At 65.4% G+C, this 22,608-nt stretch carries 9 protein-coding genes and 2 pseudogenes; 9 read left to right on the forward strand and 2 right to left on the reverse strand.

What is annotated here, in order from left to right; translation table 11 throughout:
• Nucleotides 1–139 precede the first annotated feature (139 nt).
• Nucleotides 140–13,060: a non-ribosomal peptide synthase/polyketide synthase gene (locus tag DNK34_RS01660; RefSeq protein WP_131177694.1), complete on the reverse strand. Its 12,921-nt coding sequence runs from the start codon at nucleotides 13,058–13,060 to the stop codon at nucleotides 140–142.
• A 303-nt stretch (nucleotides 13,061–13,363) separates the two neighbouring features.
• Here DNK34_RS01660 and DNK34_RS01665 point away from each other — a divergent pair, with 303 nt between their 5' ends.
• Together DNK34_RS01665 and dusA are read left to right on the forward strand one after the other, a co-directional pair.
• Nucleotides 13,364–13,888: an RNA polymerase factor sigma-70 gene (locus DNK34_RS01665; protein ID WP_131177704.1), complete on the forward strand. Its 525-nt coding sequence runs from the start codon at nucleotides 13,364–13,366 to the stop codon at nucleotides 13,886–13,888.
• 463 nt (nucleotides 13,889–14,351) lie between these two features.
• A complete protein-coding gene (gene dusA / locus DNK34_RS01670; RefSeq protein ID WP_131177695.1) occupies nucleotides 14,352–15,362 on the forward strand; it encodes a tRNA dihydrouridine(20/20a) synthase DusA in 1,011 nt (336 codons plus the stop codon).
• 242 nt (nucleotides 15,363–15,604) lie between these two features.
• Here dusA and tnpA read toward each other — a convergent pair whose 3' ends face one another.
• Nucleotides 15,605–16,036: an IS200/IS605 family transposase gene (gene tnpA, locus DNK34_RS01675; protein WP_131177696.1), complete on the reverse strand. Its 432-nt coding sequence runs from the start codon at nucleotides 16,034–16,036 to the stop codon at nucleotides 15,605–15,607.
• A 304-nt stretch (nucleotides 16,037–16,340) separates the two neighbouring features.
• Here tnpA and DNK34_RS25955 point away from each other — a divergent pair.
• From DNK34_RS25955 to DNK34_RS01705, 7 genes and pseudogenes are all read left to right on the forward strand, one after another.
• Nucleotides 16,341–16,636, forward strand: a pseudogene (locus DNK34_RS25955) (aldehyde dehydrogenase family protein); the annotation flags it as partial.
• Between the two features lie 12 nt (nucleotides 16,637–16,648).
• A pseudogene (locus DNK34_RS25960) lies at nucleotides 16,649–16,960 on the forward strand (aldehyde dehydrogenase family protein); the annotation flags it as partial.
• Nucleotides 16,961–17,046: 86 nt separating this feature from the next.
• Nucleotides 17,047–18,198, forward strand: coding sequence for a putative ABC transporter substrate-binding protein YdcS (gene ydcS / locus DNK34_RS01685; protein WP_131177697.1), 1,152 nt, complete (start codon nucleotides 17,047–17,049; stop codon nucleotides 18,196–18,198).
• A 234-nt stretch (nucleotides 18,199–18,432) separates the two neighbouring features.
• The gene (locus DNK34_RS01690) at nucleotides 18,433–19,356 is read left to right on the forward strand and encodes an ABC transporter ATP-binding protein (protein ID WP_411269337.1); all 924 of its coding nucleotides are present in this window, start codon (nucleotides 18,433–18,435) and stop codon (nucleotides 19,354–19,356) included.
• A 45-nt stretch (nucleotides 19,357–19,401) separates the two neighbouring features.
• A complete protein-coding gene (locus DNK34_RS01695) occupies nucleotides 19,402–20,328 on the forward strand; it encodes an ABC transporter permease (RefSeq protein WP_411269338.1) in 927 nt (308 codons plus the stop codon).
• Nucleotides 20,318–21,127, forward strand: a complete 810-nt coding sequence (locus DNK34_RS01700) for an ABC transporter permease (protein WP_131177700.1) — start codon at nucleotides 20,318–20,320, stop codon at nucleotides 21,125–21,127. The genes DNK34_RS01695 and DNK34_RS01700 overlap by 11 nt, the downstream gene beginning before the upstream one ends.
• 29 nt (nucleotides 21,128–21,156) lie before the next feature.
• Nucleotides 21,157–22,581: a gamma-aminobutyraldehyde dehydrogenase gene (locus tag DNK34_RS01705; RefSeq protein ID WP_131177701.1), complete on the forward strand. Its 1,425-nt coding sequence runs from the start codon at nucleotides 21,157–21,159 to the stop codon at nucleotides 22,579–22,581.
• Nucleotides 22,582–22,608 lie beyond the last annotated feature (27 nt).

Here is a 22,608-nt window from a genome sequence, read left to right on the forward strand (position 1 = left end):
AGGTAACCCATTGATTTATATGATCCTGTAGGATGGGTGACAACCCATCGGCAATGGATGGGTTGCCACCCATCCTACGATCTGTTTGCTGCGCGACAGCGATGCGGCGAAGACGCGGAGGGGCCTCCTGGGCGGTCATCTACAGCGCCTCCAGCCGCGCCATCAGGTCGTCGATGCGGCCGACCTTCTGTTCGGTGAGGGCACCGCCGTCCAGCCCTTCGATATGGCGCGCCAGTTCCTCCACCGTGCTGCACTCGAACATCGCCCGCAGCGGCACGCTGCGCTGCAGCGCCTGCTGCACCCGCGAGGCGATCTGGGTGGCGAGCAGGGAGTGGCCGCCGAGCTCGAAGAAGTTGTCGCCGACCCCGACCCGTTCCACGCCGAGCACCTCGCTCCAGATCCGCGCCAGGGTGCTTTCCAGCTCGTTGCGCGGCGCCTTGTACTGCTGCGCCGCGGCGAACTCCAGGGCCGGCAGGGCCTTGCGATCGAGCTTGCCGTTGGCATTGAGGGGCAGCCGTTCGAGCCGTTGCCAGTGGCGCGGCACCATGTACTCGGGCAGCCCCTGGCCGAGGTGGCGCTTGAGCGCCTCCCAGTCCGGCGCGGCGGCGTCGCTCACCACATAGCCCACCAGGTACTGGCCGCCCGCTGTCTGCTGGGCCGCCACGGCGGCGTCGCGCACCTGGGGCCATTGGCGCAGACGCGCTTCGATCTCGCCCAATTCGATGCGGTAGCCGCGGATCTTCACTTGGTGATCGACCCGGCCGACGTACGCCAGCACCCCGTCGTCGCGGCGCGCGGCGAGGTCGCCGCTGCGGTACAGCCGCTCGCCGTCGGCGCCGAACGGGTCGGGCAGGAAGCTGGCCGCGGTGCGCGCGGGGTCGCCGAGGTAGCCACGGCCGACCCCGGTGCCGGCGATGAAGAGTTCGCCGTGGGCGCGCACGGCCACGGGCTGCAAGTCGTCGTCGAGCAGGTACAGGCGGTTGTTGTCGGTCGCGCTGCCGATGGGCAGGTAGCTGGCGTCGGTCCCGGCCAGGTCGACGCGGAACAGCGCCACGTCGTCGGCGCACTCCGCCGGGCCATAGGCGTTCACCAGCCCGACGCCGGGGTAACGCTGCAGCCACTGGCGCGCCAGTGCCGGGGGCAGCGCTTCGCCGGTGGGCAGCAACCAGCGCAGGCGACCCAACTCGTCCGGGGCTTCGCCGAGCAGGCCCTGGATCAGCGAGGGCACGCTTTCCAGCACGGTGATGCCAGTATCGCGCACATGCCGCAACAGCGCCGCCGGATCGTGGGCGATCGCATCCGGCACGATCTCCACCCGCGCCCCGCACAAGGCCGCGGTGAGGAATTGCCAGACCGAGATATCGAAGCTCTGCGAGGCGGTCTGGGCGATCACGTCGTGCTCGTCCAGCGCCAGGTAGGGCAGCTTGCTCAGCTGGTTGTTGAGCATCCCCGCCTGATGCACCGCCACACCCTTGGGCACCCCGGTGGAACCGGAGGTGTAGATCACATAGGCCAGGTGCTGGCCGCTGACGGCGATGCCCGGCGCCGGCTCGTCGGCCGCGCCTTGCTGGATCGCCTCCCACACCAGCAGCCGTGGCCGGCCACCGGCGCAGCCCAGTTCCTCGAGCAAGCGCTCGGCCTGTGGCTGGCAGGCCGCGCTGCACACCAGTACGGGCGCGCCACTGGCGCCGACGATGGCCGCCAGGCGCTGCTGCGGATGCGCCGGGTCGAGGGGCAGATAGCCAGCGCCGGCCTTGAAGCTGCCGACGATCATGCCGAGCAGGGCCAGGCCGCGCTCGGCCAGCAAGGCCACCGGCTGATCCGCCCGCACGCCGGCCACCAGCAGCTGCCGGGCGAGGCGGTTGGCATAGCGATCCAACTCGGCATAGCGCCACTGCTGGCCCTGGCAGGCGGCGGCGATGCGCTCGGGATGGGCCGCCACCCGGGCCTCGAACAACGCCGCGTAACCCTGCTGCAACGGGTAGTCGCGGGCGCTGCGGTTACCGTCCTCGAGCAGCACCGCGCGCTCCTCGGCGGCCAGCAGCGGCAGCGCGGCGACCTCCCCCTCGAAACCGTCGACCAGCGCCAGCAGCAGGCGCTGGAAGTCGCCGAGCAGGCGTTCGATGGTCGCCGCCTCGAAGAAGCGCCGGTCGTAGGACAGGTGCAGGCCAAGGTCGTCGCCCGGGTAGCAGACCACGGTCAGCGGGTAGTTGGTGTGGGTGCGCCCGGATTCGGAGCGAGCGTTGAGGCCCTGGGCGCCGGCCAGCACCGTGGCGTCCACCGGCGCGTTCTCGAACACGAACAGGCTGTCGAACAGCGGCTGGCCCTTGGGCAGTTCGCTGCACGCCTGGATGCTCACCAGCGGCAGGTGCTCGTGTTCGCGCAGTTCCAGGTTGCGCTCGAACAGTTGCTGCAGCCACTGCCGTACGCTCTGCCGCGCGCCGGCGGCCGGCAGCGACACGCGCAGCGGGATGCTGTTGATGAACAGGCCGACGCACTGCTGCATCTGCGGCAACCCGGCCGGGCGGCCAGCCACTGTTACGCCGAACAGCACGTCGCGCTCGCCGCTGTAGCGGCGCAGCACCAGGGCCCAGGCCGCCTGGGCGAAGGTATTGACGGTGAGCTGGTGACGCTGGGCCAGTTCGCGCAGACGCGCGCCCTGCTCCGGCAGCAGGCGGCTGTGCAGATCGCCGACCTGCATGCCGCCGTTGTCGTGCCGGATCGGCCGGTCGCTGGGGATCGCGGTCGGCCGCTCGAAGCCGGCCAGGGCCTGGCGCCAGTAATGTTGCGACTGTTCGAGGCCCTGGCGCTGCAGCCAGGCGATGAACTCGCGGTAGCGCGGCGGCGTGGCCAGCTCGGCCTCGCGCCCCTGCTCGAAGGCCTGGTAGATGGCGAGGAAATCGCCCATCAGGATCGAGCGGCACCAGGCATCGATGAGGATGTGGTGGTTGCTCATGATGAACCAGTGCCGATCGCTGGCCAGGCGGATCAGGCGCAGGCGCAGCGGCGGCCTTTCCAGCAGGGCGAAACCGGCCAGGCGCTCGCCTTCCAGCAGTCGCTGCAGGCGTGCCTCATGCTGATCGGCCGGCACCGCGCTCCAGTCGAGGAACTCGACGCCGTCGCCATCGCCGCGGTGGATGATCTGCAGCATCTGCTCGCCGTTGTTCCAGCAGAACGACGCGCGCAGCGCCTCGTGCCGCGCCACCACCGCGCGCCAGGCACGCTCGAAACGCTCGACGTCGAGGGCACTGTCGATGCGATAGCGATCCTGCATGAAGTAGATGCCGGTACCGGGCTCCAGCAGGGTGTGCAACAGCAGGCCCTCCTGCATCGGCGTCAGCGGATAGACGTCGTCGATGGCCTGGAACGGCAGTGGCAACGCATCGAGCTGGGCCTGGTCGAGACGGGCCAGGGGGAAGTCCGACGGCGTCACGCCACCGGCCTCGGGGGCCAGGCAATGGGCGATCAGCGCCTGCAGTTCGGCCTGGTAGGCGGCGGCCAGGCGTTCGATGGTCTCGACGCGGAACAGCTTGTCGCTGAAGGTCCAGCGCAGGGTCAGCTCGCCGCCATACACCTGGCCATCGACGCTGAGCCAGTTGGGCAGCGGCGCCTGCGCGGCATGCTGGGCGCCACCCGGCTCGTCCAGCGGACGCAGCAGCGCGTCTTCGGCGAAGCCCTGGTCGAACTGCCCCAGGTAGTTGAAGGTGATGCGCGCTTCGGACAAGTTCGCCACGGCGCTGCGGCAGGCGTCATCGGCCAGGTAGCGCAGCACGCCGTAACCGAGGCCCTTGTGCGGCACGTCGCGCAGCTGTTCCTTGATCGCCTTGAGGCTGGCGCCGGCGTCCGCCTGCGGGGTCAGGCGCAGCGGGTAGGCGCTGGTGAACCAGCCGACACTGCGACTCAGGTCGAGGTCGTCGAACAGTTCTTCGCGGCCATGGCCCTCCAGCTGCACCAGCGCCGCCGACTGTCCGCTCCAGGCGCACAGGGTGCGCGCCAGGGCAGTGAGCAGCAGATCCTCGACCCGCGCGCGGTAGGCCTGGGGCGCCTGTTGCAGCAACTGGCGGGTGGTTGCGGCGTCCAGCCTCAGGCTGACCTGGGCGGCGTCGCGCTGCAGGTTGGCCGCGTTAGTGAAGTCCCGTGGCAGGTCGCCGTCGGCCCCGTGCAACTGGGCCTGCCACCAGCCCAGCTCTTCGCGCAACGACTCGCTGCCGGCATAGGCCTGCAGGCGGCCGGCCCAGTCGCGCAGTGCGCTGGTCTTGGCCGGCAGGCGCGGCGCCTGCGCCTGTGCCTGTTCGAGCTGACGATAGAGGCTGTGCAGGTCTTCCAGCAGCACGCGCCAGGATACGCCATCGACCACCAGGTGATGGATCGCCAGCAACAGGCGATCCGGCGTACCGGGCACCAGCAGCGCGCGCAACAGCGGGCCCTGCTGCAGATCCAGGCTGCGCTGCGCCTGTTCGAACAGCGCCAGGCGCTGCTCGGCGTTCTCGGCCTGGCGCACCCAGAGCAGTTCCTGGCGCGCCTCATCGGCTCGGTATTCGGCCTGCCATCGACCCTTCGCCGTCTCGCTGAAACGCAGGCGCAGGGCGTCATGCTGGCTCACCAGGGCCTGCAGCGCCTGCTCCAGCAACGCCGGCTGCAACGGCTGCGCGGCCTGCAGCAGCAGCGACTGGTTCCAGTGCTCGGCGCTGGGCAGCGCCTGGGCGAAGAACCAGTGCTGGATCGGCGTCAGCGCACTGGCGCCGGTCACCGCGCCCTGGTCGACGCTGAGCCGCTCGCTGAGCCGGGCGGCCGCGGCCAGGCTGCGCACGCTCTGGTGCTGGAACAGATCCTTGGCGCTGAAGTGGATGCCGGCCTGGCGGGCGCGGCTGACCAGCTGGATCGACAGGATCGAATCGCCGCCGAGGGCGAAGAAGTTGTCGTCGATGCCGATGCGCGGCACACCCAGCACCGCCTGCCAGACCTCGGCCAGGCGCCGTTCGGTGGCGTTGCGCGGCGCCTGGTAGGCGCTTTGCGCCGCGCCCAGGTCGGGGGCCGGCAGCGCCCGGCGATCGAGCTTGCCGTTGGCGGTCAGCGGGAAGTGTTCCAGCAGCACCAGGTGCGCCGGCACCATGTGTTCCGGCAGGCTGGCCTGCAGATGGGCCTTGAGCCGTTCGCTCAGCCCAGCGTCGCGGCTGTCGGCCAGCAGGTAGCCAACCAGTTGCTTGCCGGATGGCCCGTCCAGCGCCAGCACCACCGCTTCGCGCACCGACTCGTGGGTCAGCAGGCACGCCTCGATCTCGCCCAGTTCGATGCGGAAACCGCGCACCTTGACCTGCTGGTCGATGCGCCCCAGGTACTCCAGCTGGCCGTCGGCGCCCTGGCGCACCAGGTCGCCGGTACGGTACAGGCGCCCACCGCCCGCCTCGTCGAACGGGTCGGCGACGAAGCGCTCGGCGCTGAGCCCGGCACGCCCGTGATAACCCCGGGCCAGGCCCAGGCCACCGACATAGAGCTCGCCGCTGGCGCCTGCCGGCAGCAACGCCAGGTCGGCATCCAGCACATACAACTGGCGGGCGCCGACCACCCGGCCGATGGGCACGCTGCCGGCGCCGTCCGGCAGCGCGGCGGGCGCTGCACAGGCCAACGGCATGACCACGGTTTCGGTGGGGCCATAGGCGTTGAACAGGGTCTGCGGGGCGAAGCTCTCGCGCAGGGCCTGCAGGTGTTCCGCGGTCAGCGCCTCGCCGCCGGTAATGCACAGGCGCACCGGCAGCCGCTCGGCGCGACCGCGCAGCCACTGCGCCAGTTGCCCGCCATAGCTGGGGGTGAAGCCGAGCACATTGATGCCGTGGCGGCGGATCAGCTCGCAGATCGACTCGGCATCCCACTGCCCCTGCTCGCGCAGCACCACCTCGGCGCCGAACAGCAGCGGCACCAGCAGGCGCTCGCTGGCCGCGTCGAAGTTGATCGAATAGAAGTGCAGTTCGCGATCCGCCGGGCCGGTGCCGAACAGCCGCCCCACCGCCTGGCAGTGCATGGCCAGCGGCCCCTGCTCCACCGCCACGCCCTTGGGCAGGCCGGTGGAACCGGAGGTGTAGATCAGGTAGGCCAGGTGCTGCGCCTGGCTGCGCGCGGCCGGGTCGCTGTCGGAACAGGCGGCCAACCCGGCATGTTCCCGCTCCAGGCTCCAGGCGTGCACCCCGTCGGCCAGCGGCGCGAGCTGTTCGAACAGCGCGTCGTGGCCGAGCAGCACCCGGATGCCGCTGTCCTCGATCATGTAGCGCAGCCGCTGCTGCGGGTATTCCGGGTCCAGCGGCACATAGGCGCCGCCGGCCTTGAGGATGGCCAGCAGGCCGACCACCATGTCCAGCGAGCGGCGCAGGGCCAGGCCGACCCGCACCTCGGGGCCGACGCCCAGCTCGATCAGGCGATGGGCCAGGCGATTGGCCCGGGCATTGAGCTCGGCGTAGCTCAGCGATTGCCCGGCGCAGGTCAGCGCGCGGGCCTGGGGCGTGGCCTGCACCTGCTGCTGGAACAAGGTCTGCACGCTGGTCGTGGCCGCCGGCGGCTCACCGCGACCGCCGTCCAGCAGCGCCTGACGCTCGGCCGGGGTCAGCAACGGCAGTTCGCTGAGGCGGCTGTCCGGGGCATCGAGCATGGCCCGCAGCAGTTGCTGCCAGTGCTCGGCCATGGCGGCGATGCGCGCGGCGTCGAACAGGTCGCTGCTGTAGGTCAGGCAGCAGCGCAGTTGCGCGTCGAAATCGGTGACCTCCAGGTTGAGGTCGAACTTGGTCGCCCGGGCGTCGTTGACCAGGTAATCGACCTGCACGCCACCGGCCAGCTCGCGCTGTTGCTGGAATTCCCAGCGCTGCACGTTGCACATCACCTGGAACAGCGGGTTCCAGGCGGCGCTGCGTGGCGGCTGCAAGGCTTCGACCAGGTGGTCGAAAGGCACGTCCTGGTGCGACTGGCCATCGATCGCCACCTGGCGCACCTGCTCCAGCAGTTCGCTGACGCGCAGTTGCCCGTGGGGGCGGATGCGCAGCACCTGGGTGTTGAGGAAGGCGCCGATCAGCCCCTCGCTTTCCGGGCGGATACGATTGGCCAGAGGCACGCCGATGCGCAGGTCGTCCTGGCCGCCGTAGCGGTACAGCAACACGGCCAGGGCGGCGGTCATGGTCATGAACAGGGTCAGGCCGCGCTCGCCGTTGAAGCGGTTGACCCGCCTGGCCAGGCCCTGGTCCAGGACGAAGCGGTGCAGTTCGCCGCGATGGCTCTGTACCGCCGGCCGTGGCCGGTCGCTGGGCAGGTTCAGCAGCGGCTGCTCGCCGCCGAGCTGGGCGCGCCAGTAATCGAGCTGGCGCTGCATCTCGCCGCCCTCCAGCCACTGCCGGTGCCAGGCGCTGTAATCGAGGTACTGCACCGGCAGCGCCGGCAGCGGCGATTCGCGCTCGTCGACGAAGGCCGCGTAGAGCGCCGCCAGCTCCCGGGCGAAGATGTCCATGGCCCAGCCTTCGGTGACGATATGGTGCAGGGTCAGCAGCAGGTGATGTTCGCGCTCGCCGCTCTTGACCAGGCAGGCCCGCAGCAGCGGGCCGCGCTCCAGATCGAAGGGCGCGTGGGCCTGCTGCTCGGCCAGGCGCTGGATGCCGGCCTCACGCTCGGCTTCGCTCTCGGCCGACAGATCCAGCCATTCCAGGCGCACGTCGGACTGTTCACTGACCCGCTGCCAGGGTTTGCCGTCGTCGTTGGGAAAGGTGGTGCGCAGGCTTTCATGGCGCTGGATCAGCGCCTGCAGGGCACGCTCGAAGGCCTCCACGTCCAGCGGCCCGCGCAGACGCGCCATGCCGCCGACGTTGTAGGCCGGGCTCTGCGGATCGAGCTGCCAGAGGAACCACATACGCTGCTGGGAATAGGACAAGGCCACGCGCCGGCTGCGGTCGATCAACGGGATCGGCCCCTGGCTGTCGGCCAGCCCCTCGGCCTGGGCCCGGGCCACCCAGGCGGCGAAGTCGCCCAGCCGGCGCGACTCGAACAGGCTGCGCAGCGGCAGCTCCACGGCGAACGCCTGGCGGGCCCGCGAGACGATGCGGGTGGCCAGCAGCGAATGGCCGCCCAGTTCGAAGAAATCGTCATCCAGGCCGACCCGCTCCAGGCCGAGGATCTCGGCCCAGATCGCCGCCAGGCCACGCTCGAGCTCGTCGCGGGGCGGCCGGTAGTCGCGCGCCGTCGCTTCAGGGCGTGGCAGTGCATGCCGGTCCAGTTTGCCAGCGGGGCTCAGCGGCAGCGCCGGCAGGCGCAGGATATGCGCCGGCAGCATCGGCTCGGGCAGTACCCGCCGCAATGCCACGCGGATACGCTCGGCGAGCAGCGCCGGGGCTTCCTCGCCCTCCACCACCAGGTAGGCGAGCAACTGTCCGCCGGTGGCGCTTTCGTCCAGTACCACCGCGGCCTGGCGCACGCCGGGCTGCTCCAGCAAGCAGCCACGGATCTCCTCCAGCTCGATGCGTACCCCGCGCAGCTTGACCTGCTCGTCCAGGCGTCCCAGGTACTCCAGCACGCCATCGCCGCGCCAGCGCGTCAGGTCGCCGCTGCGATACAGGCGTCCACCGCCTTCGGCGGGCAGGAAACGGCTGGCGGTCAGCGCCGGTTGGCCGAGGTAGCCGCGGGCCAGCCCGCCACCGCCCAGCAGCAGTTCGCCACGGGCGCCGGGCAGGGCCAGTTGCCAGTCGTGCTCGCGTATCTCGAGCCGCACATCGCTCAGCGGCCGGCCGATCGCCACCCGCGCCCCGGGCTCGCCGACGCAGGGCCAGTGGGTCACGTTGATCGCGCTTTCGGTTGGCCCGTAGCGGTTGTGCAAGGCCACCGCCGGCAGGCGCTGCTGCACGCGCCGGCAAAGCTCGGCCGGCAGCGCCTCGCCGCCGGCGAACAGTTGGCGCAGGCTGTGGCAATGCTCGACCTGCGGCTCTTCGATGAACAACTGCAGCAGCGCCGGCACGAAATGCAGCACGCTGACCCCGTGCTCGCGCACCAGTTGCACCAGCCGCCGCGGATCGCGCTGCTCGCCATCGCCCGCCAGCACCAGGCGACTGCCGGCGACCAGTGGCAGGAAGCATTCCCACAGGGACACGTCGAAGCTCAGCGGCGCCTTCTGCAGCAGCACATCCTGGCTGCCGATGGCGTACTCGCGCTGCATCCAGGCCAGACGCTCGGCCAGGGCGCCATGGCTGATCCCCACCGCCTTGGGCCGGCCGCTGGAACCGGAGGTGTAGATCACATAGGCCAGATTGGCCGGGTGCAACGCCAGCTCGGGCGGCGCCTCCATTCCCTCGCCCCGGGCGACCTCATCGAGGGCCAGGGTCGCCGTGCCCGCTGCGCCGAACGCCTGCAGCACCTGCGTCTGCCCCAGCAACAGGGCGACGGCGCTGTCTTCGAGCATGTATTCCAGGCGCTCACGCGGGTAGTCGGGATCCAGCGGCACGTAGACCCCGCCGGCCTTGACGATGGCCAGCAGGCCGACCATCAGCTCCAGCGAGCGTTCGGCCAGCACCCCGACGCGCACCTCCGGGCCGACACCCAGCCCGCACAGGCGGTGAGCCAGGCGGTTGGACAGGCGTTCGAGGGCGCCATGGCTCAATGTCTGCCCGCCACAGCTCAGGGCAACGCCTTCGGGGGTGGCGCGGGCTTGTTCGGCGAGACGCTCCGGCAACAGCCAGCTCGGCGCGATCCGAGGGTTATCGCCCCAGGCCAGCAACTGCCGACGCTGCTGGTCGCCCAGCAGATCCAGTTCGCCGAGGGCCTGCTGCGGCCGTTCGCAGACCTGCTCCAGCAGGGCGACGAAATGCCCGGCCAGGCGTTCGATGGTGGCGGCGTCGAACAGCGCCAGGGCGTAGTCGAACGACAGACGGATGCGCCCGCGTTCATCCTCTTCGCTGTGCAGTTGCAGGTCGCACTTGGCCTCGCGGCTGTGCCAGGGCAGCTCCTCGGCGAGCAGCCCCGGCAGGCGGCGCAAGGCGCCGGTATCGCGCTGCAGGTGGTTGAACATCACCTCGAAAGCGGCGGCATCGCCCAGCGCCGCGCTCACCTCCTGGTAGTCGATGGCCTGGTTGGCCTGGGCCGCCAGCACCGTCTGGCGCACCGTCTCGAGCAGGCTGTCGAAGCCCTGCTGCGCGTCGATGCGCGCGCGCAGCACCTGGGTATTGATGAAGAAACCGATCAGCCCTTGGGTTTCCCGCCGTGGGCGGTTGGCATTGGGCACGCCGATGCGGATATCCGCCTGGCCGCTGTAGCGCTGCAACAAGGCCTGGAATGCCGCCAGCAACAGCATGAAGGTACTCGCCTGGCGGCTTCTGGCCAGGTTCTGCAGACGTTCGCACAAGGTCTTGTCCAGCATCAGGGCGAGGCGCTCGGCGGCGCCAGGCGTCGCAGTGCGCGGGCGGTCCAACGGCAAGGCCAGCGGCTCGCGCTCGCCGGCCAGGGCGCCGCGCCAGTAGTCCAGCTGGCGCTGGCGCTCGGTAGCGTCGAGGGCGTCGTGCTGCCAGGCGGCGTAATCGGCGTACTGGATCGGCAATGCCGGCAGGGCCAGTCTCAGGCCCTGGCAGTAGGCGCCGTACAGACGGGCGAACTCGTCGAGCAGGATGCCCAGCGACCAGCCATCGGCGACGATATGCTGCAAGGTCACCAGCAACAGGTGATCCTGCTCGTCCAGGCTGACCAGCCTGACCCGCAACAGCGGCCCGCGCTGCAGATCGAAACGGCTGCGCGCCTCCTGTTCCTGGATCGCTCGCGCCCGTGCCTCGCGCTCGGCCAGCGGATAGCCGCTCAGCTCCTCGCGCAACAATGTCCAGTCGCCCTCGGCGAGCACCTGCTGCAAGCCCACGCCGTCCCGTTGCAGGAAACGGGTGCGCAGCGACTCATGGCGCTCCACCAGGGTGTCGAAGGCCCGCTGCACGGCAGCCACGTCCAGCTCGCCACGCAAACGCAGGCCACCCGGAATGTTGTAGGCGACGCTGTCCGGCTGCAACTGCCAGAGGAACCACAGGCGGCTTTGCGCCGGCGATTGCAGCAGCGCCTCGGCGCGCCCCAGGCGCGGGATCGCGAGCGGTTGCACGCCGCTCGCCAGGCGCTCCACTACAGCGCTGAACGCCGCCAGGCTCGAGGCTTCGTAGAGGGTGCGCAATTCGAGGTCGAGGCCCAGTTCATCGCGCAGTTCGGCGATCATCTGGATCGCCTGGATCGAGTTGCCGCCCAGGCCGAAGAAGCTGGCATCCGCCGCCAGCGTGTCGACCTTGAGGGTCTCGCACCAGGCGCGCTCGATGCGCTGCGCCAGGCTCAGGTCACTTCGCCCTGGCCCTGGGCTGGCCTCGGCGCCGGGGCGCCATATGGCCACCGCCTGCAGACGGCCATCCTGCAACTGGGCGGCGCAGGCCGAGCGCTGCAGCTTGCCGCTGGAAGTCTTCGGCAGGCTCCCGGGATCGAGCAACGCCACCAGCGCCGGCGCCTCATGATGCACCTCGGCGACCAGCGTGCGGATCTGCTCGAGCAACTGCTCCAGGGGTTGCTGTTTCTGCGCGCGCCGGCCGATCTCGGCGGCGACGCCGAAGGCCTCGCCCCCCTCGTCGTTCAGGGCGAACACCGCGACCCGGCCCTTGCGCACGACGTCGACATGGCGCTCGACGGTGCGCTCGATGTCCTGGGGATAGAGGTTCTGCCCGCGGATGATCAGCATGTCCTTGAGCCGTCCGCTGACGAACAACTGGCCCTGGTGCATGAACCCCAGATCGCCGGTACGCAGCCAGGTGCGGCCGTCGCGTTCGACGAAGGCACGGGCGCTGGCCTCGGGGTTGCGCCAGTAGCCCTGGGCGATGCTCGGCCCGCTGCTGCAGATCTCGCCGACCCGATCGTCGCCCAGCACCTCGCCGCTGACGGTGTCGAGGATCATCAGCGGGTGCTCCGGCTGCGCCCAGCCGCAGCTCATCAGCGTCACCCCCTGCCCCGGCAGCGCCCGATGACTGGCCAATGCGGCGGCATCCAGCTGCAGCGCGTCGATGCCCTGCCCCGGGCGGCTGCCGGTGACGAACAGGGTGGCTTCGGCCAGGCCGTAGCTGGCCAGGTAGGCGCTGGCGTCGAAGCCACAGGCCGAGAAGCGGCTGGCGAAATCGGCCAGGCTGTCCTGGCGGATGGGTTCGGAGCCGGAGAAGGCGACGCGCCAGCGGCTCAGGTCGAGACCGGCCAGCTTGCTCTCGGCGATGCGTTCATGGCACAGGCGGAAGGCGAAATCCGGGCCGCCGCTGATGGTGCCGCCGAAGCGGCTGATCGCCTGCAGCCAGCGCAGCGGCCGTTCGAGGAAGTGCTGCGGCGACATCAGCACCACCATCACGCCGCTGTAGATGCCCTGCAGCAGGCCGCCGATCAGGCCCATGTCGTGGTACAGCGGCAGCCAACTGACGATCACGTCGCCCTCGTCGATGGCATAGCCCTGGCGGATCAGCCAGGCATTGGCCTCCAGGTTGGCATGGCTGACCTGTACGCCCTTGGGGGTCGACGTCGAGCCGGAGGTGTACTGCAGAAAAGCGATGTCCTGGCTGCCCGGCCCACCCCCCGTCCAGGCGCCCGCCGACTCGCCGCCGATCTCGTCGACAGCCAGCAGTTCCGGTACGTGCGCATGCCCTTGGAGTGCGGTTTCGCGCAAGGCGGGAAGCAGTTGCGCGGTACTGAGGATCAGGCTCGGCTCGGCATCGTCGATGATCGCCAGCAGCCGCTGCAGATGCTGCGGCCGGGTCGACTCCGGCGGATAGGCCGGCACCGCGATGACCCCGGCGTACAGGCAGCCGAAGAACGCCGCGACGTAGTCGGCCCCGCTGGGCAGCAACAGCAACGCCCGCTCCCCGGCCCGCGTATGCCGCTGCAACGCCGAGGCGATGGCCCGCGCCCGCGCATCGAGCTGGCCATAGCTCAGCACGAGGCCGTCTTCATGCCGGCCATCGAGAAAGCGCAACGCGGGTTGCTGCCCACGCGAGGCGGCGTGACGCATCAAGGCGTGAGCCAGAGAAACCGGGCGCTCGAAGATATTGGCCATCGCTGTATCCGTCCTCAATTCCATGTGTGGTGCACGGCGCTCCGCTCGGAGATGGGCCGTGGCTGCATAGAATCGAAGACGGCTGCGCGGGGCAGAAAATTAGCCCCGAAAGCAGGATTACCCGCCCTCAGGCAAAGGGCAAATAGACACTATACTAAGCACCATAAAGAATAATGATTATCATTTGACAGGTGTTCGACCCGCTACTACCTTACTCCGCGCCGCAGGGAAAACCCCTCTCGAACCTTTCGCCGCATAGGTAGAACCATGCAGGAATATGGATCCGTAAAGCCCACTGCCGAGATGTCTTCGTCTTCACTTTTGGAAGCCTTACTGGATAACCGCAGCACCCTGATCAAAACGGCGGCCCGCATCACGGGCTGCCACAGCCGAGCCGAAGATGTCGTGCAAGACGCCTTTCTGAGGCTGGTGAACACCCCGATGATGTCGCTGCCGCTCAGAGCGCAGATCAGTTACGTGTTCCGTATCGTGCGCAACCTGGCCATCGACCATTACCGCAAACAGGCCATGGAGCAGCGGTATTCAGGTAGCGAGGAAGAAGGGTTGAACGTAGCGGTTCAAGGCTCCACCCCGGAGAGTCAGAGCCTCGACCACGAGGCCTTGATGATCGTCGATACGGCGCTCAACGAATTGCCCAAGCGCACTCGCTATGCCTTCGAATGCTACCGTTTGCATGGCATTCCCCAGAAGGACATTGCCAAGGAACTCGGTGTTTCGCCGACCCTGGTCAACTTCATGATCCGCGATGCCATGGTGCATTGCCGCAAAGCGCTCAGTAGCGAGTACGAGCGAACGCCTTCGACGTAAAATCGGCACAACGGCCGCTATCCCATCGCCCCGAGGGCGGGGCTCCTACCCGGACGATGCTTGTCGCGAACCTGTAGGAGTTGCACCCCCGCGGTGATTACTGGCCGCACCATCGGTTTTGCCGAATGGCCGCCATCGTTATCCCCAGGGGCTAGCAAGGAGCCTTTTCTCGGCGGCCATGGATCGCCCGGCGCCACCTGGGCTCCGATATACCCGCTCGCCCTGCGCGGCGAGCGGGCGTGATCCGAGGGGCTGCCCGCAAACCTGCTCGACGGCTCGGCAACCCGTTTCGATCAGAGGGCCGGGTTCTTGGTAGACTAGCGCCCAATGCACCCAGCCCAGTCCGCCCTGCAGTTGGCCTGCACGCCCTTGAGCGATCGCGGTATCGGCCCACTGCCCTGTTCGATTCAAGCGCTGCCCCCCCCCCGAAACAGGCCAATTGGCCCATGACAGAACACACCCCATGCCAGAAAACTCCAGCGCACAGCCAGCAGCCCCCCGTCCCGAACCTTGCCGCCGCTTTTCCGTGGCGCCGATGATGGACTGGACCGATCGGCACTGCCGCTACTTCCTGCGCCTGCTGTCGCAGCGCGCCCTGCTGTACACGGAAATGGTCACGACCGGGGCCCTGCTGCACGGCGATCGCGAACGTTTCCTGGGTCACCACCAAAGCGAGCATCCACTGGCCCTGCAACTGGGCGGCAGCACGCCTGCGGATCTGGCCGCGTGCGCCCGGCTCGCCGAAGCCGCGGGTTACGATGAGGTCAACCTGAACGTCGGCTGCCCCAGCGACCGGGTGCAGAACAACATGATCGGCGCCTGTCTGATGGCGCACCCGGCCCTGGTCGCCGATTGCGTCAAGGCGATGCGCGATGCCGTGAGCATTGCGGTGACGGTCAAGCATCGTATCGGCATCGACGGTCGCGACAGCTACGAACAGCTGGGCGATTTCGTCGCCCAGGTGCGCGATGCCGGCTGTCGCAGCTTCACCGTGCACGCCCGCATCGCCATTCTTTCCGGCCTGTCGCCCAAGGAAAACCGCGAGGTCCCGCCGCTGCGCTACGATATCGCCGCGCAGCTCAAGCGGGATTTTCCCGAACTGGAACTGGTGCTCAATGGCGGCATCAAGACCCTGGAGGATTGCCGCCAGCACCTGCAGACCTTCGATGGCGTCATGCTGGGCCGCGAGGCCTATCACAACCCTTATCTGCTGGCCGAGGTGGATCGGCAACTGTTCGCCAGCGAGCGCCCCGTCCTCAACCGCGCCGAGGCCATGGAGGGCATGCGCCCCTACATCGAGCGCCACCTTGCCGAAGGTGGCCTCATGCACCATGTCACCCGCCACATGCTCGGCCTCGCCCAGGGCTTCCCCGGGGCCCGGCGCTTCCGCCAATTGCTGTCCGTGGACATCCACAAGGCCGCCCAGCCCCTGGCGGTGTTCGACCAGGCGGCGCAATTACTGCAAGGGCGCTAGGGGCTGTTGACGTTTCAGCGCGAGCCGCGTTGCCGCGAGACGGCGTTTCTCGCCGGCTCAGTAATCTCTCATTGGGGACCTCCATCTCTTGGTCGAGACAGAAGGCTCCCGATGACCGCATCACACGGTCAAACCTCAAGGAGTCCCCCGGCAAAGCCGGGGGCTTTAGCTATGTGAGCCGCTCAAAGCGGCTGGCGGGGGCGCTACGCGCTTCCCTTGTTTGGGCCACCTAAAGGTGGCCCCTACCTCAATAATTGCAGTTGATCCAGACGCTTATCCTCAGCCTCTTGGTTTTGGATGTACGCCCGAATCACTGCCTCGTCTCGACCTACTGTCGACACAAAATACCCTCGCGCCCAGAAACTCTGCCCGACAAAATTCCTCTTACGCTCTCCATACACACGGGCCAAATGGATCGCGCTCTTGCCTTTGATGTACCCCACTACCTGAGATACCGCATATTTCGGCGGAATCTTCAGCAACATGTGTACATGATCAGGCATCAAATGCCCTTCCTCTATCCGGCACTCCTTCTGTTCGGCCAAACGCCGAAACACCTCGCCCAAGTACTTCCTCAGCTCTACATACAGCGTCCGACGGCGGTATTTCGGGATGAATACCACGTGATACAGACACTCCCATTTCGTGTGATTTAAGCTTTCATAGTCGTCCATCTCGGTTTCTCCGGTTCGTGTGCTTGGCGGCTCACAAACCGGAGTTTCCGGGATGGACTTCCGGATCTGTCAAACTTCTACTGCCTCCCCGGCAGAGCCGGGGGGACTCCCTTATTGCTCTAGGACCTGTTCTTGAGCAGCGCCCGCGAGCTGCCGCATTCCAGACGCAAGACATTGATTTAATCGAACGCTGCCTTCTCATTTTCGAATTAGGCGGGAGCTCGAACTTGCCTTAGTCTCAGTTGACAACAGGCCGCCGTGCTAGACGCGGTCGCGTGGATCACCTGCCGAAGCGTACATGGCCATGACGACAATTAGCTATGACACCCACTTACTGATCGACGGCGAATTACAGCTTGGCGAAGGTGCAGTGGGGCCAGTCCTCAATCCCACGACAGGCGAAACACTCGTCGATGTTTCGGATGCCAGTGTCGAGCAGGTCGAGACCGCCGTCATGGCAGCCAGCCACGCATCCGATCAGTGGCCACGCACAACGCCTGCTCACCACTCTTCGCTTCTATTGGCGATCGCAGATCAGATCGATGCTCGTGCCGACGAACTGGCAACCCTGGAATCGCTGAACTGTGGAAAGCCATTTCACCTCGCCAAACAGAGCGGGAGGTTTTTGGCCCGGTCGTTACCGTCACCCGCTTCGACGACCTGCCACAGGCCGTTGAATGGGCCAACGACTCCGAGTACGGCTTGGCATCCGCTGTCTGGACCAAAGACCTGGACAAGGCGGTGCAAGTATCGGCCCGCCTTCAATAGGGATGCACCTGGATCAACAGCCACTTCATGCTGGTTAGCGAAATGCCCCACGGTGGCCTGAAACGCTCTGGCTATGAAAAAGACTTATCAACCGATTCACCTCAGGACTACAGCCTAGTACGTCACATCATGGCCAAACACGGCTGTGACATATAAGAACAGCTATCGATCAGCATACGCCACCAACCGCAGTGCGGTCGGCTCTTACACTGCCCCACGATAATTAAAGTAGAGGGATAAGTATGTACATTCATAAATCGGCTTTTGCCGGTTTCAGCTTCGCATTCCTGTTTGTCAGTGTTTCCGCTCACGCAGCAGAGACGCTGAAGGCCATCGGTGAAAGCGAAGGACGACTCGATATCGTCGCCTGGCCGGGCTACATCGAGCGGGGCGAAAGCGACAAAGCCTATGACTGGGTCACCGGTTTCGAAAAGGAAACAGGGTGCAAGGTTAGCGTTAAAACAGCCGCCACATCTGATGAGATGGTCAGCCTGATGGCTAAGGGTGGATACGATCTGGTTACTGCATCTGGCGACGCGTCGCTGCGTTTGATTGCAGGCAAACGCGTCCAACCCATCAATATCGACCTCATCGACAACTGGGCCAATGTCGATCCGCGCCTCAAACAGGGTGACTGGTTTAACGTCGACGGCAAAGTGTACGGTACACCCTACCAGTGGGGGCCGAACCAGCTGATGTACAACACCGAGGTTTTCAAAACTGCCCCGACCTCCTGGCGCGTAGTGTTCGAAGCTCAGACTCTTCCAGATGGCAAGCCCAACAAAGGACGGGTCCAGGCCTACGACGGCCCCATCTATCTGGCCGACGCAGCGCTCTACCTCAAAGCGACCCGGCCTGACCTGAAGATCCAGGATCCCTATGAGCTGAATGAAGAGCAATATGCTGCCGTCCTGGATCTTCTGCGCAGGCAACGCGACCTGATACACCGTTACTGGCACGACGCCACCGTGCAAATGAGCGACATGAAGAACGAAGGCGTCGTTGCCACGAGTTCATGGAGCTACATGGTCAATGGCCTGAAAGCGGAGAAGCAGCCTGTTGCGTCTGTCGTCCCGAAAGAGGGTGCGACCGGCTGGGCGGATACCACCATGCTCCACGCTGAAGCCAAGCACACCAACTGCGCCTACAAATGGATGAACTGGTCTCTTGAGAAGAAAGTCCAGGGCGACGTGGCCGCGTGGTTTGGCTCAATCCCTGCCGTTCCGGCTGCGTGCCAAGGTAGCGAACTACTGGGGGAGCAGGGCTGCCAACTGAACGGATCGGAGAGCTTTGAAAAGATCGCGTTCTGGAAGACGCCTCAGTCTAAAGGCGGTCAGTTCGTGCCCTATAGTCGCTGGACGCAAGACTATATCGCGATCATGGGCGGTCGCTAACCGTCAATCCTAGTCAGCCAGTCTCACTGTCTCTGTCTCCCCGATTGGGCAGTGAGATGGCGCCCCCCCCTAAGACCATGTTTTCAGGCTGAGTTGGCTTGAAGCTTAACTTTGCTCGACTGGAGTTCAATCATGACCCTGGCAGTGCAGTTTTCTAACGTTTCCCGGCAGTTCGGAGAGGTGCATGCCGTTGACCGAGTTTCAATCGACATCAGGGACGGTGAGTTCTTTTCGATGCTCGGCCCTTCCGGATCAGGAAAAACTACCTGTTTGCGACTGATCGCAGGTTTCGAACAGCCCACCGCGGGCTCGATTCGCATCCACGGAACCGAAGCGGCGGGACTGCCGCCTTACCTTCGCGACGTAAACACCGTATTTCAGGACTACGCGCTCTTCCCCCATATGACCGTTCGCGAAAACGTCGCGTATGGCCTCAAGGTGAAAGGAGTCGCATCCGCCGAGCGTAAAAAGCGCGCGGAGGAAGCTTTGCAACTGGTGGCGCTGGGCGGCTATGGCGATCGCAAGCCCGTTCAGCTTTCGGGTGGTCAACGTCAACGCGTCGCCCTTGCCCGGGCGTTGGTCAATCGTCCTCGCGTCCTGCTCCTCGACGAGCCGCTGGGTGCGCTCGATCTTAAGCTGCGCGAGCAAATGCAGGGCGAACTTAAGCGGCTGCAGCGACAGCTGAACATTACATTCATCTTCGTCACCCATGATCAGACGGAAGCACTCTCGATGTCTGACCGCGTTGCCGTGTTCAACAACGGGCGCATAGAGCAAGTCGACAGCCCACGCGATCTCTACATGAAGCCCAAGACAGCCTTCGTTGCCGAGTTCGTGGGCACATCGAATGTGTTGCGTGGCGATATCGGCAAACGCCTCTCCGGCACCACTGCCCCATTCTCGATTCGCCCGGAGCACATTCAGTTTTCGCGAGGGCGGGTGGGCGATGAAGAAGTGCAAGTGACGGGCATTCTGCATGACGTCCAGTATCAAGGCAGCAGCACCCGTTACGAGCTCAAGCTCGATGACACCAGCATCATCAGTGTCAGCCGCCCCAACACCGATATTCACGAGCAGTGCCTCGACGTCAGGCTGGGCGAATCACTTGCCGTCAAATGGTCGCGCCACGCCATGACGGCCCTGCAGGCCGAGGGATGAAGGGATGAAGGGATGAATGCAATGAACCAGACGATAACTGAATCGATGCCACATGGCAGTCAATCGCCATTGCGTTGTTTGTCAAACGCCCTCTATGGCCGTCCTGTCCTGTATCTCTCGATGCTCCTGATTCCCCCGCTGCTTTGGTTTGGTGGAATCTACCTGGGGTCGCTGCTGACCCTGATCTGGCAAGGCTTCTACACCTTCGACGACTTCAGCATGACGGTCACCAACGACCTGACGCTGATGAACTTCCAAGCGCTGCTGCAACCGTCCAACTTCGACATCATCCTGCGCACAGTCGGCATGGCTGTGGTGGTATCCATCGCCAGCGCGATCATTGCCTTCCCGATCGCCTACTACATGGCCCGCTACACCGACGGCAAGACGAAAGCATTCTTCTATATCGCGGTGATGATGCCCATGTGGGCCAGCTACATCGTCAAGGTCTATGCCTGGACATTGCTGCTGGCCAAGGGCGGTGTCGCCCAGTGGTTCATCGAAAGCCTGGGGCTCAGCCCGCTGCTCCAGTTCATCCTGAGCGTGCCCGGTGTCGGTGGCAGCACCCTGTCCACGTCGCACCTCGGCCGCTTCTTCGTGTTCGTCTACATCTGGCTGCCGTTCATGATCCTGCCAATCCAGGCCTCCCTGGAGCGCTTGCCACCGTCTCTTCTGCAGGCATCTTCGGATCTGGGGGCATCGCCGCGGCAGACGTTCACGCAGGTCATCCTTCCGCTGTCAGTTCCTGGTATCGCGGCCGGATCGATCTTCACGTTCTCCCTGACGCTGGGTGATTTCATCGTTCCCCAACTCGCAGGCCCACCCGGCTACTTCATCGGCGGCATGGTGTACGCCCAGCAGGGGGCGATCGGCAACATGCCTATGGCGGCCGCTTTTACCCTGGTGCCAATCATCCTGATTGCAATCTACCTGTCCATCGTCAAACGCCTGGGGGCCTTCGATGCACTCTGAACAAGCACCATGGTGCCTGAAGGCCGCTGCGTGGGGTGGTCTGGTGTTCTTGCACTTCCCCATTCTGATCATCTTCCTGTATGCGTTTAACAACGAAGATGCCGCATTCAGCTTCCCGCCCAAAGGGTTCACCCTGAAGTGGTTCGCCATCGCCTTTGAACGCGACGATGTGCTGGAGGCGATCAAACTGTCATTGCAGATCGCCTGCATCGCAACGGTCATTGCGATGGTGCTGGGTACTCTGGCCTCTTTGGCTCTGTATCGGCGGGACTTCTTTGGCAAGAACAGCATTTCCTTGATGCTCATCCTGCCCATTGCCCTGCCCGGCATCATCACCGGTATTGCCTTGCTGTCGGCATTCAAGACACTGGGTATAGAACCCGGCATGCTGACCATCGTCATCGGTCATGCCACGTTCTGCGTAGTGATCGTCTACAACAACGTGATTGCCCGTTTGCGCCGGACATCGAGCAGCCTGATCGAGGCATCGATGGATCTGGGGGCCGACGGCTGGCAAACCTTCCGCTACATCATTCTCCCGAACCTCGGCTCGGCTCTGCTTGCAGGCGGCATGCTCGCCTTCGCGCTGTCATTCGACGAGATCATCGTCACCACATTCACCGCTGGCCATGAGCGCACGCTACCGATCTGGCTGCTCAACCAACTCACCCGGCCGCGCGATGTCCCCGTCACCAACGTGGTGGCCATGCTGGTGATGATCGTGACCATGCTCCCAATCCTCGGTGCCTACTACCTGACCAAAAGCGGCGACAGCGTCGCAGGTAGTGGTGGCAAGTGAGTACACATGACCCAAAGGAAGCTCTCATCATGCGAACCAAGCTGCTGATCAATGGCGAACTGCGCGTTGGGCAAGGTCAGACCCTGCCCGTCTTCAACCCATCCATAGGGGAAGTGATCGCCGAAATCGCCGAGGCTACCCCGGAGCAGGTCAGCCAGGCGGTAGAAGCCGCCGATAGCGCCTTCGGTGGGTGGTCCGTCATACCGCCCAAAGACCGGTCCTTGATGCTGCTGAAGCTGGCCGATGAAATCGAGGCCAATGCTCTGGATCTGGCCAAGCTTGAATCCACCAACTGTGGCAAGCCTTTCACCGCCGCACTCAATGACGAGATACCTGCGATCGCCGACGTATTCCGCTTTTTCGCCGGTGCTTGCCGCTGTCTGAATGGATCGTCCGCAGGCGAGTACCTGCCAGGCCACACCTCGATGATTCGTCGCGATCCAATCGGCGTCATAGGCGCCATCGCACCTTGGAACTATCCATTGATGATGGTGGCCTGGAAGATCGCTCCAGCCCTTGCTGCAGGTAACACCGTGGTACTCAAGCCCTCGGAGCAAACGCCGCTGACTGCCCTGCGTCTCGCAGAAATCGCGAGTCGTGTTCTGCCTAAAGGCGTTCTCAACATCCTCTTCGGACGCGGTCAGACCGTAGGCCAGCCTCTGGTAACCCATCCCAAGGTGCGCATGGTTTCGTTAACCGGATCCATCGCCACAGGTTCGCGAATCATCGAAGCCACGGCCGCCTCCGTGAAGAAGATGCACATGGAGCTTGGCGGCAAGGCACCAGTATTGGTGTTCGACGATGCGGACATCGACGCAGTCGTCGAGGGGATCCGTACATTCGGCTTCTACAACGCCGGACAGGACTGCACAGCAGCCTGCCGCATCTATGTCCAGGAAGGCGTCTATGAGGCATTCGTCGCGAAGCTCGGCGAGGCGGTTTCCTCGATTCGCATGGGGCTGCAAGACGATCCCGATACTGAGCTTGGCCCACTGATCAGCGCCGACCACCTGCAACGCGTGGCAGGCTTCGTGGAAAGGGCTGCAGCCCTTCCCCACACACGCGTAATCGCAGGCGGGGCAGCGGCTGAAGGGGCTGGTTATTTCTTCAAGCCCACAGTCATCGCCGATGCCAATCAGGATGACGAGATCGTCACGAGCGAGGTCTTTGGGCCTGTTGTCTCGGTGACCAAATTTACCGATGAGGCACAGGCGCTGGCCTGGGCTAACGACTCCAACTACGGCCTTGCATCCTCCGTGTGGACGTCGGATCTGGGCCGTGCCCACCGCCTCTCAGCTCGATTGCAGTATGGCTGCACCTGGGTCAACACCCATTTCATGCTGGTGAGCGAAATGCCCCACGGTGGGCAGAAACACTCGGGTTACGGCAAGGACATGTCCACCTATGGCTTGGAAGATTACACGGCGATTCGCCACGTGATGATCAAGCACTGATGGGGCGCTGCCACCTTCGGCTTTTAG

The organism is Phytopseudomonas dryadis, from assembly GCF_004327355.1.
In the GTDB taxonomy this organism is placed as follows: domain Bacteria; phylum Pseudomonadota; class Gammaproteobacteria; order Pseudomonadales; family Pseudomonadaceae; genus Aquipseudomonas; species Aquipseudomonas dryadis.

Coding starts and splice junctions, on each gene's coding strand:
- DNK34_RS01660 (WP_131177694.1), bottom strand. CDS start 13,060: ATGGCCAATATCTTCGAGCGCCCGGTTTCTCTGGCTCACGCCTTGATG.
- DNK34_RS01665 (WP_131177704.1), top strand. CDS start 13,364: ATGTCTTCGTCTTCACTTTTGGAAGCCTTACTGGATAACCGCAGCACC.
- dusA (WP_131177695.1), top strand. CDS start 14,352: ATGCCAGAAAACTCCAGCGCACAGCCAGCAGCCCCCCGTCCCGAACCT.
- tnpA (WP_131177696.1), bottom strand. CDS start 16,036: ATGGACGACTATGAAAGCTTAAATCACACGAAATGGGAGTGTCTGTAT.
- ydcS (WP_131177697.1), top strand. CDS start 17,047: ATGTACATTCATAAATCGGCTTTTGCCGGTTTCAGCTTCGCATTCCTG.
- DNK34_RS01690 (WP_411269337.1), top strand. CDS start 18,433: ATGCTCGGCCCTTCCGGATCAGGAAAAACTACCTGTTTGCGACTGATC.
- DNK34_RS01695 (WP_411269338.1), top strand. CDS start 19,402: ATGCCACATGGCAGTCAATCGCCATTGCGTTGTTTGTCAAACGCCCTC.
- DNK34_RS01700 (WP_131177700.1), top strand. CDS start 20,318: ATGCACTCTGAACAAGCACCATGGTGCCTGAAGGCCGCTGCGTGGGGT.
- DNK34_RS01705 (WP_131177701.1), top strand. CDS start 21,157: ATGCGAACCAAGCTGCTGATCAATGGCGAACTGCGCGTTGGGCAAGGT.